15 protein-coding genes and 1 pseudogene are annotated in these 15,279 nt (G+C 67.3%); 3 read left to right on the top strand and 13 right to left on the bottom strand.

Annotation, left to right across the window (positions count from 1 at the left end):
• Positions 1-2: 2 nt before the first annotated feature.
• The 10 genes and pseudogenes from rnt to pstS (AC04MD_RS19345) all read right to left on the bottom strand — a co-directional run.
• Positions 3-632: pseudogene (rnt, locus tag AC04MD_RS19300) on the bottom strand (ribonuclease T); the annotation flags it as partial.
• Between the two features lie 220 nt (positions 633-852).
• Positions 853-1,596, bottom strand: coding sequence for an HvfC family RiPP maturation protein (locus tag AC04MD_RS19305; protein ID WP_475498830.1), 744 nt, complete (start codon positions 1,594-1,596; stop codon positions 853-855).
• Entirely contained in the window at positions 1,589-2,443 is an 855-nt protein-coding gene (locus AC04MD_RS19310; protein WP_475498831.1) for an HvfB family MNIO-type RiPP peptide maturase, read from the bottom strand. The genes AC04MD_RS19305 and AC04MD_RS19310 overlap by 8 nt, the downstream gene beginning before the upstream one ends.
• Before the next feature lie 51 nt (positions 2,444-2,494).
• Positions 2,495-2,896: an HvfA family oxazolone/thioamide-modified RiPP metallophore gene (locus AC04MD_RS19315; RefSeq protein WP_475498832.1), complete on the bottom strand. Its 402-nt coding sequence runs from the start codon at positions 2,894-2,896 to the stop codon at positions 2,495-2,497.
• 155 nt (positions 2,897-3,051) lie between these two features.
• Positions 3,052-3,759 (bottom strand): phosphate signaling complex protein PhoU, encoded by a 708-nt coding sequence (gene phoU / locus AC04MD_RS19320; protein ID WP_475498833.1) that lies wholly within the window; start codon positions 3,757-3,759, stop codon positions 3,052-3,054.
• A gap of 13 nt (positions 3,760-3,772) precedes the next feature.
• Complete coding sequence (gene pstB, locus AC04MD_RS19325) at positions 3,773-4,591, bottom strand: phosphate ABC transporter ATP-binding protein PstB (RefSeq protein WP_213605259.1); 819 nt, start codon at positions 4,589-4,591, stop codon at positions 3,773-3,775.
• Positions 4,584-5,435, bottom strand: a complete 852-nt coding sequence (gene pstA, locus AC04MD_RS19330) for a phosphate ABC transporter permease PstA (protein ID WP_475498834.1) — start codon at positions 5,433-5,435, stop codon at positions 4,584-4,586. The genes pstB and pstA overlap by 8 nt, the downstream gene beginning before the upstream one ends.
• Positions 5,435-6,406: a phosphate ABC transporter permease subunit PstC gene (gene pstC, locus AC04MD_RS19335; protein WP_162337643.1), complete on the bottom strand. Its 972-nt coding sequence runs from the start codon at positions 6,404-6,406 to the stop codon at positions 5,435-5,437. Before pstC ends, pstA begins: the two co-directional genes overlap by 1 nt.
• Before the next feature lie 117 nt (positions 6,407-6,523).
• Positions 6,524-7,618 (bottom strand): phosphate ABC transporter substrate-binding protein PstS, encoded by a 1,095-nt coding sequence (gene pstS / locus AC04MD_RS19340; protein WP_475498835.1) that lies wholly within the window; start codon positions 7,616-7,618, stop codon positions 6,524-6,526.
• A gap of 208 nt (positions 7,619-7,826) precedes the next feature.
• On the bottom strand, positions 7,827-8,828 hold the full coding sequence (gene pstS / locus AC04MD_RS19345; RefSeq protein WP_475498864.1) for a phosphate ABC transporter substrate-binding protein PstS: 1,002 nt from the start codon (positions 8,826-8,828) through the stop codon (positions 7,827-7,829).
• 449 nt (positions 8,829-9,277) lie between these two features.
• On the opposite strand from pstS (AC04MD_RS19345), the gene AC04MD_RS19350 reads away from it, so the two are divergent.
• On the top strand, positions 9,278-10,576 hold the full coding sequence (locus AC04MD_RS19350) for an OprO/OprP family phosphate-selective porin (RefSeq protein ID WP_475498836.1): 1,299 nt from the start codon (positions 9,278-9,280) through the stop codon (positions 10,574-10,576).
• 248 nt (positions 10,577-10,824) lie between these two features.
• Positions 10,825-12,396, top strand: a complete 1,572-nt coding sequence (locus AC04MD_RS19355; protein ID WP_475498865.1) for a M28 family metallopeptidase — start codon at positions 10,825-10,827, stop codon at positions 12,394-12,396.
• A gap of 65 nt (positions 12,397-12,461) precedes the next feature.
• Here the strand turns inward: AC04MD_RS19355 and nth are convergent, their stop codons facing one another.
• The 3 genes from nth to AC04MD_RS19370 are packed head-to-tail and all read right to left on the bottom strand — an operon-like array spanning position 12,462 to position 14,284.
• A complete protein-coding gene (gene nth, locus AC04MD_RS19360) occupies positions 12,462-13,127 on the bottom strand; it encodes an endonuclease III (RefSeq protein ID WP_475498837.1) in 666 nt (221 codons plus the stop codon).
• Complete coding sequence (locus AC04MD_RS19365; RefSeq protein WP_475498838.1) at positions 13,124-13,486, bottom strand: hypothetical protein; 363 nt, start codon at positions 13,484-13,486, stop codon at positions 13,124-13,126. Before AC04MD_RS19365 ends, nth begins: the two co-directional genes overlap by 4 nt.
• A 15-nt stretch (positions 13,487-13,501) precedes the next feature.
• The gene (locus tag AC04MD_RS19370) at positions 13,502-14,284 is read right to left on the bottom strand and encodes an enoyl-CoA hydratase/isomerase family protein (protein WP_475498839.1); all 783 of its coding nucleotides are present in this window, start codon (positions 14,282-14,284) and stop codon (positions 13,502-13,504) included.
• A 166-nt stretch (positions 14,285-14,450) separates the two neighbouring features.
• Here AC04MD_RS19370 and AC04MD_RS19375 point away from each other — a divergent pair, with 166 nt between their 5' ends.
• On the top strand, positions 14,451-15,152 hold the full coding sequence (locus AC04MD_RS19375) for an FKBP-type peptidyl-prolyl cis-trans isomerase N-terminal domain-containing protein (RefSeq protein ID WP_475498840.1): 702 nt from the start codon (positions 14,451-14,453) through the stop codon (positions 15,150-15,152).
• The last annotated feature ends 127 nt before the right edge of the window (positions 15,153-15,279 follow it).

Genomic DNA, 15,279 nt, shown 5'->3' on the forward strand with positions numbered 1-15,279 from the left:
GCGGACGCCGCGGGCCCGGGCCACGCGTTGACGATCTTGCAGAACAGGCGCGCGGTCTGTTCGGCGTCGTACACGGCCGAATGGGCGTCCTCGGCATTCCAGTCGAAGCCGGCAGCCTGCACGGCGCGGGCGAGCACGGTCTGGCCGTAGGCGACGCCGGCCAGCGTCACCGTGTCGAACACGCTGAAGGGATGGAACGGATTGCGCTTGTGCGCCACGCGCGCGACCGCGGCGTTGAGGAAGTTGAGGTCGAAGTGCGCGTTGTGGCCCACCAGGATCGCGCGCTGGCAGCCGTGCTTCTTCACCGCTGCGCGCACCGGCGCGAACACGTGGTCCAGCGCCTCCTTCTCGTGCTTGGCGAACCGGAACGGGTGGTCCAGGTCGATGCCGGTGACTTCCAGCGACTTCGGATCGATCTCGGTGCCGGGCGCCGGGTGCAGGTGCACGCTGGCGGTTTCGCCGCAGACCAGCAGGCCGTTCTCGTCCAGGTCCAGCGGCACCGCCGCCAGTTCCAGCAGCGCGTGCCGGTTCCAGTCGAAGCCGCCGGTCTCCACGTCCACCACCACGGGCAGGTAGCCTCGGAAGCGCTGGGCCATGGGGGTGGTGCGGACGGGTTCGGCGGTGTTTTCCATGGGGAAAGCGTAGCAGAGGGCAGGGACGCTTCCTTGGCTGGAAGCCCAACGTCGAGCTTGCTTTCTGTAGGAGCGACGTAAGTCGCGACCGCGGAACGAACGCTTGCGCTGGAAATCAGCAGATTCGTCATCTGGGCGCGCGGCGGCGCGTTCACCACAGCGAGAGGGGACTATCTGTCGAGGCGCGGTCGCGACTTACGTCGCTCCTACAGAGGTCATGTCAGGCGACAGTCCCCAGCAGCGTGCCTTCCTCGCGCATGCGCGACAGCATCGCCGCGCCCTGTTCGACGAAGGCGGGCACGTCGTCGACGCCTGCTTCCACCGCGAGCTGCCGCAATGCATCGCCACCACTGCGGCCGCCTTCGCCCAGCAGCTCGACCAGGCGGTACACCAGCGGCGAGATGGCGGCGAAGCGGACCTGGTGGCCGGCATCGCGCCGGACCAGCAGGAGGGTCGGCTCGGACGGTGGTGCGTCGGGCTGGAACGCCGGACCGATGCGGTGCACCGGCCACTGGTAGGCCAATGCCCAGGCGAAGGGCGATACCAGCGGTTCGCCCGCCAACAGGTCGCCTTCCGGGACGTGCGGCGGAACCGCATCGTCGGCGATCTGCAGGGCCAGCTCGACCCACTCGTAGTGCGCGAGTTCGCGCAGCCAGGACGGCAGTGCATCGTCGTCGCGCGATTCCAGGTAACGGATGAACTCGCGTGCGATTTCCGGGAACAGCGGCGTCTGGCTGCGGTGGTCGGCATAGAACCGGCGCACGAGCGCAGGCCATGCCTCGTCGCCCAGCGTCTTGCGGATCACCGGGAAGTTGCCGGCCAGCAGGCCTTCGATGTTGTTGAAGAACAGGTCGCGGTAGACCGCCAGCCGCCGGTCCTCGATGCCGGGCGGCGGCGGGTGCGACGAAGGATCCCGCAGGTGGCGCGACAGCGCGAACTGCTGGTCGTGCAGCGTGTCAGCCATGCGTGGCCTGGGCCGCCGTGCCGTTCGCATGGATCGCCTGCAGCTCGCGGATGCGCTGCAGCTCCGCGCACAGTTCCGCCAGCGGCGGGAAATTGAAATCGCGTTCCAGCAGGGTGGGGCGCACGCCATGGGTGGCGTAGGCCGCCGCCAGCAGCGCCCACACATCGTCCTTCACCGGTGCGCCGTGCGTGTCGACCTTGAGGTCGTCGGCTTCATCGTAATGGCCGGCGATGTGGTACGACGCGATCCGTGCCGACGGCATCCGCGCGAGGAAGATGCGCGCGTCGTAGCCATGGTTGATCGCGTTGACGAACACGTTGTTGACGTCGAGCAGCAGGTCGCAGTCGGCCTCGTCCAGCACCGCGGTGATGAAGTCGGCTTCCGCCATCGCCTGGTAGGGCGCGGCGTAGTAGGAGACGTTCTCCACGGCGATGCGGCGGCCCAGCGCATCCTGCGCCTGGCGGATGTGCGCGGTGACGTGGCGGACGGCCTCCTCGGTGAACGGGATCGGCATCAGGTCGTACAGGTGGCCGTCGTCGCTGCAATAGCTCAGGTGTTCGCTGTACAGCGACACGCCATGCTGGTCGAGGAAGCGCCGCGTGCGTGCGAGAAAGGTGTCGTCCAGCGGCGCCATGCCGCCGAGCGACAGCGACAGCCCGTGGCAGGTGATCGGATGGCGGGCGGACAGTGTCTGCAGTGCTTCGCCGTAGCGGCCACCCACGCCGATCCAGTTGTCCGGCGCGCACTCGAGAAAATCGAACGCGCCGGCCGGCGCATCCAGCAGTTCGTCCAGCAGGGCGCGGCGCAGGCCGAGGCCGGCGGTGTCGGGAGAAAGGGAGGCGCTCATGCAGGCGAGGACGCGGATCCCGGCACGGTGCCGGGACCCGCTACCGACGGCTTACTTCGTTTCGCCGGCCTTCTTCTTGTCGCCGCCGCACTTGCCCTCGCCACACTTGCCTTCACCGCACTTGCCCTCGGCGCCCTTGGCGCCCGCGTGCGCCTTGTGCTCGGCGGCGTCGATGAAACCGTCCTTGTTGGTGTCGATCTCGGCGAACTTCGCCGCCTTGTCCGGGTGCGCGGCGGTGAACTCGGCCTGCGAGACCTTGCCGTCCTTGTCGGTGTCGACCTTGGACATGCCGCACTTGCCCTCGCCGCACTTGCCTTCGCCCGCCTTGGCGGCTTCCGGCGCCGCCAGCAGGTAGCCTTGCGCCAGGGATTCCATGGCGAAGGCGGAACCGGTCAGGGCGAGGCCGCCGACCAGGGCGATGGCGACTGCGGCGGGCTTGTTCGTCTTGGACATCGTCGTGCTCTCCAATGGGGTGCGGCGGGGGCCGCACGGGAAGTGGGGATAGTGTAGACGCAAGGCGTTAGCCGACCGTATGCAGGGATCGTCAAACGCATGCGCCCCGCACAGGGCGGGGCGCATGGGTGCTGCGGTGCGGAAGAAACGCCGGCTCAGATCGCCGTGGTACTGGTCTCGTCGCGCTTGTCGCGGGGCGGCAACGGCTGCTCGCCGTGGACCAGGAACCACACGTTCTCGGCGATGTTGGTGGCGTGGTCGCCGATGCGCTCCAGGTTCTTCGCCATGAACAGCAGGTGCGTGCACGGCGTGATGTTGCGCGGGTCTTCCATCATGTAGGTCAGCAGCTCGCGGAACAGCGCGGTGTAGTGCGCGTCCAGCTCGGCGTCGCGCGCGCGGACCTGCACGGCCTGCTCGGCGTCGCCGGTCTGGTAGGCCGCCAGCGCGTCGCGCACCTGGCGCGCGGCCAGCTTGCCGAGCGCGCGCAGGCCGGTGATCTGCGGCATCGGCGGCGCCAGGTTCAGCGCGATCGAACGCTTGGCGACGTTCGCGGCGTAGTCGCCGATGCGTTCGATGTCGGCCGGGATGCGCAGGCCGGCGAGGATCACCCGCAGGTCGCGCGCCATCGGGCCGCGCAGCGCCAGCTGCATCAGGTCGTGGCTGACCTGGTGCTCGATGGCGTCAATGGCTTCGTCGTTGGCGATGATGCGCTGGGCGGCCTTGTCGTCGCGGCGTTCGACCACGTCCATCGCGGCCTCCAGCTGGGCGACGGCGGTTTCGCCCATGCGGACGATCTCGCCGACGACGCGGCGCTGTTCTTCGTCGTAGCTCTTCACGATATGGTCGTGTGGTTGGGTGCTCATGGAGGGCATGTCCTTAGCCGAACCGGCCAGTGATGTAGTCTTCGGTCTGCTGCTTGCCGGGGTTGGAGAAGATCGTCGACGTGGCGTCGTGCTCCACCAGCTCGCCCAGGTACATGAAGGCGGTGTAGTCCGACACGCGCGCCGCCTGCTGCATGTTGTGGGTGACGATGGCGATCGTGTACTGGTGCTTCAGTTCCTCGATCAGCTGTTCGATCTTGCTGGTCGAGATGGGGTCGAGTGCCGAGGTCGGTTCGTCCAGCAGGATCACGTCCGGGCGCAGCGCGACGGCGCGCGCGATGCACAGGCGCTGCTGCTGGCCACCGGACAGGCCCAGCGCGCTCTGCTTCAGCTTGTCCTTGGCTTCGTCCCACAACGCGGCCTGGCGCAGCGCCTGCTCGACGCGCACGTCCATGTCGGCCTTGTTCAGGCGTTCGTGGTGGCGGATGCCGTAGGCGACGTTCTCGAAGATCGTCATCGGGAACGGCACCGGCTTCTGGAACACCATGCCGACCTTGCTGCGCAGACGGTTCATGGGGTACTTGGCGTCGAGGATGTTCTCGCCGTCCAGCAGCACGTCGCCCTTGGCATGCAGCTTCGGGTACAGCGAATAGATGCGGTTGAACACGCGCAGCAGGGTGGACTTGCCGCAGCCGGAGGGACCGATCAGCGCGGTGACGCGCTTTTCCGGGATCTCCAGGTTGATGTTCTTCAGCGCATGGAAATCGCCGTAGTAGAAGTCCAGGCCCTTGGCCGCCAGCTTCACGCTGGCCGGCGCGGCGAGGTCGTCGTGGCGCTGCGGCGTCACCACGGCAATGCGGGCGGCGTCATTCATGGGTCACCTTGTTTCGAAGAAGGATGGTTCGCGCAATCAGGCTGAGGACCAGCACCATGCCGGTGACGAGGAAGGCGCCGGCCCAGGCCAGCGAGTTCCACGAGTCGTAGGGGCTCATCGCGTACTGGAAGATCACCATGGGCAGGTTGGCCATGGACTGGTTGAGATCCGTGCTCCAGAACTGGTTGTTGAAGGCGGTGAACAGCAGCGGCGCGGTTTCGCCGCTGATGCGCGCCAGCGCCAGCAGGATGCCGGTGACGATGCCCGGCAGCGCCGAACGCATCAGCACCTGGGTGGTGACCTTCCATTGCGGCACGCCCAGCGACAACGCCGCTTCGCGCATCTGCTGCGGCACCAGCCGCAGCATCTCGTCGGTGGTGCGCACGATCACCGGCAGCGCGATGAACGCCAGCGCCACCGCACCGGCCCACGCCGAGTAGTGCCCCATCTGCGCCACCATCACGGTGTAGATGAAGAGGCCCAGCACGATGGACGGCGCCGACAGCAGGATGTCGTTGACGAAGCGGACGGTTTCGCCAAGCCAGTGCTTGTTGGCGTATTCGGCCAGGTAGGTGCCGGCGGCGATGCCGATCGGCGTGCCCAGCAGGATCGCCAGCAGGCTGATGATCACGCTGCCGAACAGCGCGTTGGCCAGGCCGCCGGGTTCGTTCGGCGGCGGCGTCATCTGGGTGAACAGGTCCAGGTTCAGGCTGCCCATGCCCTTGGTGATCGTGGTCCAGAGGATCCAGACCAGCCACATCAGGCCGAACAGCGCGGCTGCGATGGACAGCGACAGCGCGGCGACATTCTTGACCTTGCGCCAGGTGTAGAGCGAAGCGGACATCAGTTGCCCTCCCGCTTGGCGAGCTGGCGCAGCATCAGGCGGGCGATCGCCAGCACGATGAAGGTCAGCACGAACAGGGTGAAGCCGAGCAGCAGCAGCGAGCCCTTGTGCAGCGGGTCGGTGGCTTCGGCGAATTCATTCGCGATCGTCGCGGCGATCGAGGTGCCGGGTTCCAGCAGCGCCAGGCTGATGGCGTAGGCGTTGCCGATGACGAAGGTCACCGCCATCGTTTCGCCGAGCGCGCGGCCCAGGCCGAGGAACACGCCGCCGATCACCGCCGAGCGGGTGTAGGGCAGCACGATGTCCCAGACCACTTCCCACCTGGTCGAGCCCAGCGCGTAGGCGGATTCCTTCAGGCGGCCCGGCACGGTCAGGAAGACCTCGCGCATCACCGACGAGATGAAGGGGATCACCATGATGGCCAGCACCAGGCCGGCGGTCATCATGCCGATGCCCAGCGGCGGGCCCGACAGCAGCACGCCGACCAGCGGCAGCTGGCCGAGGTTGTCGTTGATCCACGGGTAGACGTGTTCGCTCAGCTGCGGCGCCAGCACGAACAGGCCCCACATGCCGTAGATGATCGAGGGGATGCCGGCCAGCAGTTCGATCGCCATGCCGACCGGGCCGCGCATCCAGGCCGGTGCGACTTCGGTCAGGAACACCGCGATGCCGAAGCTCACCGGCACGGCGATCAGCATGGCGATGCCGGCGCTGACCAGGGTGCCGAAGATCGGCACCAGCGCACCGAACTCGCGCGTGCCGACGTTCCAGTTGGTGCTGGTGAAGAAGCCCAGGCCGAAGGTCTGCAGGGCTTCACGGCCGCCCCACAACATCGAGACGGCGGCAGCGATCAGGGAGAACAGGACGAACAGGCCGGCGCCGGTCAGGGTCAGCCGGAACAGCGTGTCGGCGCGTGCGTCTTTCGCAGTGCGCACGTCCGTCAGGGACGCGGGGAGGGCGGTGGCGTTCATGCAACCCGGGAAGTGGGGGAGGGGCGGTTGTCGCGTGAAGAGCTAGTGCACGGTGGTGCGGTTACCGCGTGATGACAGCGGGCCGCCCAGCTGGACGGCCCGCGGATGGCACATGGATCAGAGCTTGATCTCGGTGCTCCAGTACTGCTCGATCTGGCCGACCAGTTCCGGCGGCAGCGGCACGTAGTCCAGCTCGTTGGCCTGCGCCTGGCCCTGCTCGTAGGCCCACTTGAAGAACGCCAGCGTGTGCTTGGCCTTCGTGGCGTCCTTCGGCTGCTTGTAGACCAGGATGAAGTTGGTCGCGGTGATCGGCCACGCCTGCTCGCCCGGGGCGTTGGTGATGACCAGGTTGAAGTCCTTCGCGTTCGCCCAGTCGGCGCTGGCCGCGGCGGCGGCGAAGCTCTCCGGCGTCGGCTTGACGAACTGGCCGGCCGCGTTCTGCAACGAGGCGTACGACATGTTGTTCTGCTCGGCGTAGGCCAGTTCGACGTAGCCGATCGAGCCCTTCAGCTGGCGCACGTAAGCGGCGACGCCTTCGTTGCCCTTGCCGCCGACGCCGCCCGGCCAGTTGACCGAGGTGCCTTCGCCGACCTTGGACTTCCACTCCGTGCTGACCTTGGACAGGTAGTTGACGAAGTTGAAGGTGGTGCCCGACCCGTCGGAACGGTGCACGGTGTTGATCTTGCCGGTCGGCAGGGTGACGCCCGGGTTCAGCGCGACGATCGCCGGGTCGTTCCAGGTGGTGATCTTGTGCAGGAAGATGTCCGCCAGCACGGTGCCGTTGAGCTTCAGCTGGCCCGGCTGCAGGCCTTCGACGTTGATGACCGGCACCACGCCGCCGATGACCGACGGGAACTGCGCCAGGCCGGCCTGGGCCAGTTCCTCGGACGACAGCGGCTTGTCGGACGAGCCGAAATCGACGGTCGCGGCCTTGATCTGCGCGATGCCGCCGCCGGAACCGATCGACTGGTAGTTGATCTTGGCGCCGGTGGTCTTGTTGTAGTCCGTGGACCAGCGGGCCATCAGGGGATAGATGAATGATGCGCCCGCGCCGGTCAGCTCGGCGGAGATCTGCTGCGCGCCGGCGGCGGCCGGGGCGGCGGCGTCGGCGCCGGTAGTCGCGGCCGGGGCGTCGGTCTTGCCGCCGCACGCGGCGGCGAAGAAGGCGGTCGCCAGGGCCAGCGTGGCCAGGCGTGCATTACGGACGGGCATGGGGTCTCCAGACGGGTCGTGTGTGATCCACGCTATGAAATGATGTTTTTGTTACAGCGTGATGACATCGCCATCTCGCGCTGTCATGCGACGACAAGCGGAGCAATACCCAACAAAAAGGCGGGCCCGAAGGCCCGCCCGGTGATGCCGGCGTGGGAGGGACGCCGCATCGGGCCGGCACGGGGAGAGACCGTGCCGGCGGGGTGCATCAGTACTTCAGGTTGGCCTTCCAGTAGGTCTCGATCTGCTGGACCAGGGCCGGCGGCAGCGGCACGTAGTCGAGCGACTTGGCCTGCGCGTCGCCGTTGGCGTAGACCCAGCGGAAGAAGTCGCGGGCATCCTTGTTGCCCTTCTTCGGCGCCTTGTACATCAGGATGAAGTTGGTGGCGGTGATCGGCCAGGAGTTCGCGCCCGGGGCGTTGGTCATGACTAGGTAAAAGTCCTTCGACTTGCCCCACTCGGCGCTGGCGGCCGCGGCGGCGAAGGTTTCATCGCTCGGCTGCACGTAGGCACCTGCGGCGTTCTTCAGGCTGGCATAGGACATCTTGTTCTGCAGCGCGTAGGACAGCTCGACGTATCCGATGCCGCCCTTGATCTGCTTCACGTATGCGGCGACGCCTTCGTTGCCCTTGCCGCCCACGCCGGTCGGCCACTGCACGGTGGTGCCTTCACCGACCTTGCTCTTCCACTCCGGGCTGACCTTGGACAGGTAGTTGACGAAGTTGAAGGTGGTGCCCGAACCGTCCGAACGACGGACCACGGTGATGCGCTGCGACGGCAGGGTCACGCCCGGGTTCAGCGCGGCGATGGCCGGGTCGTTCCAGGTCTTGATCGTGCCCAGGAAGATGTTGGCCAGGGTGGGGCCGTCCAGCTTCAGCTGGCCCGGCTTCAGGCCGGCCACGTTCAGCACCGGCACCACGCCGCCGATCACCGACGGGAACTGCGCCAGGCCGTACTTGGCCAGCTCTTCCGGCTTCAGCGGGGCGTCGGACGAACCGAAGTCCACCGTGCCGGCCTTGATCTGCGCGATACCGCCGCCCGAACCGATCGACTGGTAGTTGACGCGGTTGTTGGTGGCCTTGGCGTAGTCGGCGGACCACTTGGTCATCACCGGATACACGAACGACGCACCGGCGCCGGTCACGTCGGCGGCGAACGCCTGCGCCGAGAAGGCCGAGGCGAGCGCGAGCAGCGCGACGCGGGATTTGATCGAGTTGAGCACGGAAATCTCCTGGGAGAAGGCAGGGTGGAAGGACGGGGCATGCCCGTTGGGTGGCCATTCCACGACGTTTGTGTGACAGCGCCGTGTCGGCATTGCGACAGTCCGGTGACGTCGGATGTGCGCCGGCCGGAGGCTGGCGCGTGTTTGCCACGGGTGAGGTCGGGTGCGGGCGGGCTGAGCGGATGGATGCCAACAGTCCGGTCGTGTGCCGGATACTTATATAGAAGTGGCGGTGTGGGAGCGCGCGGAGGCAGACGGGTCTGCTTGCGCCTTGTCACATCACGGTCACGAAACTCACATGTGACTGCAAGATTTCACTCCCATCCTTTAGCGCATCTTTGACGGGCGCTTAATGATTTCCGAAGGTGATCTCGGAAGCGAAGCAGGGCGCCCACGAAGCCTGCGCTCTTACTTCACCTTCCACTCGGAGAGTCACCATGCGTTATTCCCTCCTGGCCGCCGCGCTTGCCGTCGCCATGGGCAGCACCAGCTTCTCGGCCGCCGCCGCCGACACCCGTGACCAGCAGATCGCCGAACTGAAGGCGCAGCTGGAAGCCATGCAGACCAAACTGCTGGAACTGGAAGAGCGCACCGACGCGCAGTCCGACGTGAACCTGGACACCGCCGCGCAGCTGGACAAGCTCAACACCGGCTCGCCGAAGATCGACACCAAGGGTGGCGTCAAGGTGACCTCGGCCGACGGCAAGTTCGAAGCCAGCATCGGCGGCCGCATCCACTTCGACACCTACGCCTTCGACCGCGACCTGGCCAGCACCACCGGCACCACCGAATTCCGCCGCGCGCGCCTGACCCTGTCGGGCAAGGCCTACGGCTGGGAATACAAGATGGAGAACGATTTCGGCGCCGGCGGCGGCCTCGACGGCTTCCGCGACGTCTACATCGCCAAGTCCGCGCTGGGCGGCAAGTTCACCATCGGTCACTTCAAGCCGTACCGCGCGATGGAGGAACTGACCAGCTCCAACGAACTGCTGACCATGGAGCGTCCGTTCGCGTCCGCGACCGGCCTGTTCAACGGCCGCCAGTTCCAGCAGGGCGTGGGCTACCTGCGCGCCGGCGAGAACTACACCGCCGGCCTGAGCGTGTTCAACCTGCGCAGCGCCTCCGGCACGCGCAACGAGGGCATGGGCGCCGCCGGCCGCGTGACGTTCGCGCCGATCAACACCGACAACAGCACGCTGCATTTCGGCGGCTGGTACAGCTTCGAAGACAACAACCTGGGTTCGGCCGACCTGGTAGCCACCTCGAACTACGCCGGCCGCCGCGGTCCGTCGCAGGTCATCGCCACCACCACCGGCGCCAGCCGCAACACCGTCGACGTCATGGCGGTGGAAGCCGCCGGTTCGTTCGGCCCGGCCTTCTTCCAGGCCGAATACGCCGACGCCACCTACGGCCAGCCACTCGGCCGCGACCAGGACGTCAAGACGTACTACGTGCAGGGCAGCTTCATGCTCAACGGCGGCCACAAGCCGTACAAGGCCGCCACCGGCGTGTTCGGTTCGCCGAAGGTCGCCGACAAGGGCCTGTGGGAGCTGACCGGCCGCTACGATTATGTCGAGAACGAAACGCTGAACCGCGAGGTCACCAGCTGGATCCTCGGCATGAACTACTACGTCAACCCGAACCTGCGCTTCATGTTCAACTACACGCAGGGCGACAACGAAGTCACCGGCGACGAAACCGCCCAGTACGCGCTGCGCACGCAGTTCAGCTGGTAAGCGACGCGCGGCACCCCGCCGCACGCACCGCGAACGCAGGGCCCGGGATCGTTTCCCGGGCCCTGTCGTTTCCGGCATCCGGATCCCGGCGACCATGACCATTGGCAGGGGTCGGTCGCGCGCTGCGTGGAGACACTGGGGGACAGCATCCGGGGCAGCCCGATGCCAGGGGATGGGGATCCTTCCAGAAACCAGGGGGCGTGGTGAAGCGATTGGCGTGTGTGGCCGGTGTGGCGTTGTGGGTGGGGATGTCGACGGTGGGGCCTGCGCAGGCCGCCGAACCCGTCGACCTCGACATGGTGGCGAAGATCCGCAGCGAGGCGTTCCACCGCTCGCAGGCGGCCGCCAATCTCAAGGAGCTGACCGAAACCATCGGTCCGCGGCTGACCAATTCGCCCAACTACACGCAGGCCAGCGCCTGGGCGCGCGGCAAGCTGTCCGGCTGGGGCCTGTCCAACGTCCATGACGAGGTCTACGACCCGGCGTTCGGTCGCGGCTGGGCGTTCCGTGCATCGCGCGTGGAAATGCTGTCGCCGCGCCAGCTGCCGGTGCATGCGCTGCCGAAGGCATGGACGCGCGGCACCGGCGGCCCGGTCGAAGGCGAGGTGGTGCTGGCCTCGTTCAAGACGCTGGAAGACATCGAGAAGCAGCGCGGCAAGCTGCGTGGCCGCATCGTGCTGGTGGACGAGGCGCGCGCGTACAAGCCCTCCGACAAGAACGACTTCCGCCGCTACACCACCGCCGAGCTGGGCGAACTGCAGACGTTCCCGATGCCGGAAGACGCCGCGCCCGACGCGCAGCAGAAGCGCCTGGACGAGTACCGCAAGCGCATCGCCCTGAGCAGGGCGCTGAATACCTTCCTCGCCGAGGAGGGCGTGCTGGCCACGCTGTCGATCAGTTCGTGGGACAACGGCATCATCCGCGCGACCGGCGGCGGCGCGCGCAAGGCCGGCGAACCCGTCGGCGTGACCGAGCTGGTCCTGCCCGCCGAGCACTACAACCCGCTGGTGCGCGCCGTGCAGGGCAAGCAGCCGGTGCGCCTGCGCATCGACGTGGATTCCGCGTTCACCAGCGAGCAGGACCTGGCCGCCACCAACACGTTTGCCGAGATCCCGGGCAGCGGCAAGGCGGACGACGTGGTCATCATCGGTGCGCACCTGGATTCGTGGCATACCGGCACCGGCGCGAGCGACAACGGCGCCGGCGTGGTCGTGATGATGGAAGCCATGCGCATCCTCAAGGCGATCGGTGCGAAGCCTCGGCGCACGATCCGCCTCGCCCTGTGGGGCGGCGAGGAACAGGGCCTGCATGGATCGGCGGGCTACGTCGCGAAGCACCTGGCCGACTATCCGGAACCTACCGATCCCGAGCAGAAGGCGTTGCCGCGCGCGTACCAGCGCGGGACCGGCCCGCTGCAGCGCCAGCGCGGCTACGACCGCTTCTCGACCTATTTCAACTTCGACAACGGCACCGGCCGCATCCGCGGCATCTATGCGCAGGAGAACCACGCCGCCGTGCCGATCTTCAAGGCGTGGCTGGAGCCGTTCAGCGACATCGGCGCCAGCATCGTCACCACGCGCAACACCGGCAGCACCGACCACATCTCGTTCGACCGCGTCGGCCTGCCCGGCTTCCAGTTCGTGCAGGACCCGGCGGACTACTTCACCCATGTCCACCACACCCACCTGGACACCTACGACCACGTGGTGCCGGAAGACCTGAAGCAGGCCGCGGCGATCATCGCCTCGTTCGCGTACCACGCCGCGATGCGCGAGGAGCGGCTGCCGCGCAAACCGTTCGTGGAGCGCGACGCACAGTAGCGTGCGCCGCGCGCACGACCCCAGAATTCCGCCCAGGCGAAGTCGTGCGCATGGCGCACGCTACGTCAGGCGGCTGTCTTTTCCTTGAACCTGCAGATATCGCGGATCACGCATTGCGGGCAATCCGGTTTACGGGCCTTGCAGACGTAACGCCCGTGCAGGATCAACCAGTGATGCGCGTCCTGCATGAACTCCGCCGGCACCACCTTCAGCAGCCGGTCCTCCACCGCGCGCACATCGTTGCCCGGCGCCAGGCCGGTGCGGTTGGCGACGCGGAAGATATGCGTATCCACGGCGATCGTGGGTTCGCCGAACGCGGTGTTCAGCACCACGTTCGCCGTCTTGCGGCCCACGCCCGGCAGGGCTTCGAGCGCGTCGCGCGAACGCGGCACCTCGCCGCCGTGTTCCTCGATCAGGATCCGGCAGGTGGCGATGACGTTCTTCGCCTTCGCGTTGAACAGGCCGATGGTCGCGATGTACTTCTTCAGCCCGTCCTCGCCCAGCGCCAGGATCGCGGCCGGTGTATTCGCCACAGGGAACAACCGCCGCGTCGCCTTGTTGACGCCGACGTCGGTCGCCTGCGCCGACAGCGTCACCGCGACCAGCAGTTCGAACGGCGTGCTGTATTCCAGCTCGGTGGTCGGCTTCGGGTTGAGCTCGCGCAGGCGCGAGAACAGCTCGACGACCTCGGCGCGCGTCAGCGTGGCGCTGCGCCTGGGTGCTGCCGTCATCGCCTCATCCTCTCGGCCGCCTTGGCCTTCGCGCGCGCGAGGATCGCGGCGGCGCCGGTCGGCAGGGCGGGGCGTGCGGGCTGCGCGCTTTCCGCAACCTCGGTGATCTTCAGTCGGCGCGCTTCCCGCTCCGCCGCACGGCGCGCCAGCCGGGCCTCGCGCTGCCGGTAGCGTTCGCGCGCGTCCCATGCCGTGCGCAGGCGTTGCTGGGCCTGCATCACCACGATGATGCTGTCGTCCGCGCAACCACAGACCTGGAAACTCATCAGCCCCGCTTCGATCGCAGCATCGACGTCGCCGGCCACGAGCTGCGCGTGTAACGCGCGTGCCTGGTCGCAAGCGGGGCAGGGAGTAGACACGTGTGCTGTCGCGGCTCAGCGGCCCGTGAAGGCAGGCTTGCGGCGTTCGACGAACGCGCGCGTGCCTTCGCGCATGTCGTCGGTCGCGAACATCAGGCCGAACTGCGCGCTCTCATACTGCAGCCCTTCCTCGATGCCGCATTCGCCGCCGACGTTGATGACGTCGAGCGTTGCCCGCATCGCCAGCGGCGCCGAGGCGGCCAGTTGCGTGGCGATCTTCAGCGTCTCGGCTTCCAGGTCCGCCGCCGGCACTACGCGGGTGACGATGCCCAGCTGGAGCGCACGCTCGGCCGTGACCGGCGCGCCGAGCAGGCACAGTTCCAGCGTGGCCGAACGCCCGGCCAGGCGCAGCAGGCGCTGGCTGCCACCGAAGCCAGGGATCAGGCCCAGGTTGATTTCCGGCTGGCCGACCTTGGCACTGTCCGCGGCGATGCGCAGGTGGCAGCCCATGGCCAGCTCCAGCCCGCCACCGAGCGCGAAGCCGTTGACCATGGCGATCACCGGCTTGGGCAGCGTCTCGATGGTACGCATCAGCTTCTGACCGCGGAGCGAGAAGTCACGGCCTTCGGTGGCGCGCAGGTGGGCCATCTCGGCGATGTCGGCGCCCGCCACGAAGGCCTTCGGGCCGGCTCCGGTGAGGACCACGACGCGGACGGAGGCATCGGCGGCGGCCTCGTCGAACGCCACCTGCAAGGCGTCGAGCGTGGCCGCATTGAGGGCATTCAGTTTGTCGGGACGATTGACGGTAAGGCGGCGGATGCCGGCGTCGTCGGCGACGAGGACCAGGGATTCGGACATGGGTTTTTCGCGGGTTTTTGTAAATTCTGGGTGAAATCGGAACTCTGCCGGCATGAGCCGGTCAGAGCAGCCTGTCGTCAGTGGCGGTTAAGCGCCCCGGCGGCTATCCTAGCGCGTCCATTCCAGACGGTATGCCGCCGTCGCCCTATCTTCGGAGAGTGTGTTGATGAAGTTGCGTTCGATTGCGGTCGCTGTTGCGGCATTCGCCATGGCCGGTAGCGCCTTGGCCCAGGACGTCTCGTCCGAGAAAGGCAAGCTGAGCTACTACTTCGGTTACGACTACGGCAACAACCTTGCCGAACTGACCGGGCGTGGCGAGCAGCTGGACATCAATTCCGTGGTGAAGGGCCTGCAGGACGCCTACGCCAAGAAGCAGCCGGCGCTGACCGCCGACCAGTTGAAGCCGGCGCTGGAAGCCTTCCAGAAGCGCGAGCAGGCCCGTGCCCAGCAGGCCAAGGCCGAGTACGACAAGGTTGCCGGCGAAAACAAGACCAAGAGCGACCAGTTCATCGCCCAGTACAAGGGCCAGGCAGGCGTGAAGACGCTGGCCAGCGGCGTGCCGTACAAGGTGGTGGAGAACGGCACCGGTGCCAAGCCGACGCAGGCGAGCACGGTCGAACTGTTGGTGTCGGGTCCGTACCCGTTCGGCCAGCGCCCGGCGGAAGCCCGTCCGCCGCAGGCGATGAAGGACCTGAAGATCAGCGCCGTCGAGATGCCGGCGATGCGTGAGGCGCTGCTGCAGATGCCGGCCGGTGCCAAGTGGGAAGTCGCGCTGCCGCCGGACAAGGCCTACGGCGCCGACCCGCGCACCGGCTTCCCGCCGAACGTGGCCGTCGTGTTCGAGATCAAGCTGGTCAGCGTCAAGTGATGCAATGACGCGTCCGCGCATCGCGCGGACGCCTTGGTCATTGCGTCATCCCCGCGAAAGCGGGGATCGGCGGACCAATCAATCGCTCCATCCTCTGCGCCGGCCTAGTGCCGGCGCAGTGCTTTTC

Source organism: Pseudoxanthomonas sp. LjRoot206 (assembly GCF_056175725.1).

Bases quoted from the DNA above. Each gene is read 5' to 3' on its own strand.
- AC04MD_RS19305 (WP_475498830.1), bottom strand. From the start codon at position 1,596: ATGGCTGACACGCTGCACGACCAGCAGTTCGCGCTGTCGCGCCACCTG.
- AC04MD_RS19375 (WP_475498840.1), top strand. From the start codon at position 14,451: ATGAAGTTGCGTTCGATTGCGGTCGCTGTTGCGGCATTCGCCATGGCC.
- AC04MD_RS19370 (WP_475498839.1), bottom strand. From the start codon at position 14,284: ATGTCCGAATCCCTGGTCCTCGTCGCCGACGACGCCGGCATCCGCCGC.
- pstB (WP_213605259.1), bottom strand. From the start codon at position 4,591: ATGAATGACGCCGCCCGCATTGCCGTGGTGACGCCGCAGCGCCACGAC.
- pstA (WP_475498834.1), bottom strand. From the start codon at position 5,435: ATGTCCGCTTCGCTCTACACCTGGCGCAAGGTCAAGAATGTCGCCGCG.
- phoU (WP_475498833.1), bottom strand. From the start codon at position 3,759: ATGAGCACCCAACCACACGACCATATCGTGAAGAGCTACGACGAAGAA.
- pstC (WP_162337643.1), bottom strand. From the start codon at position 6,406: ATGAACGCCACCGCCCTCCCCGCGTCCCTGACGGACGTGCGCACTGCG.
- AC04MD_RS19310 (WP_475498831.1), bottom strand. From the start codon at position 2,443: ATGAGCGCCTCCCTTTCTCCCGACACCGCCGGCCTCGGCCTGCGCCGC.
- AC04MD_RS19350 (WP_475498836.1), top strand. From the start codon at position 9,278: ATGCGTTATTCCCTCCTGGCCGCCGCGCTTGCCGTCGCCATGGGCAGC.
- nth (WP_475498837.1), bottom strand. From the start codon at position 13,127: ATGACGGCAGCACCCAGGCGCAGCGCCACGCTGACGCGCGCCGAGGTC.
- pstS (WP_475498835.1), bottom strand. From the start codon at position 7,618: ATGCCCGTCCGTAATGCACGCCTGGCCACGCTGGCCCTGGCGACCGCC.
- AC04MD_RS19315 (WP_475498832.1), bottom strand. From the start codon at position 2,896: ATGTCCAAGACGAACAAGCCCGCCGCAGTCGCCATCGCCCTGGTCGGC.
- AC04MD_RS19355 (WP_475498865.1), top strand. From the start codon at position 10,825: ATGTCGACGGTGGGGCCTGCGCAGGCCGCCGAACCCGTCGACCTCGAC.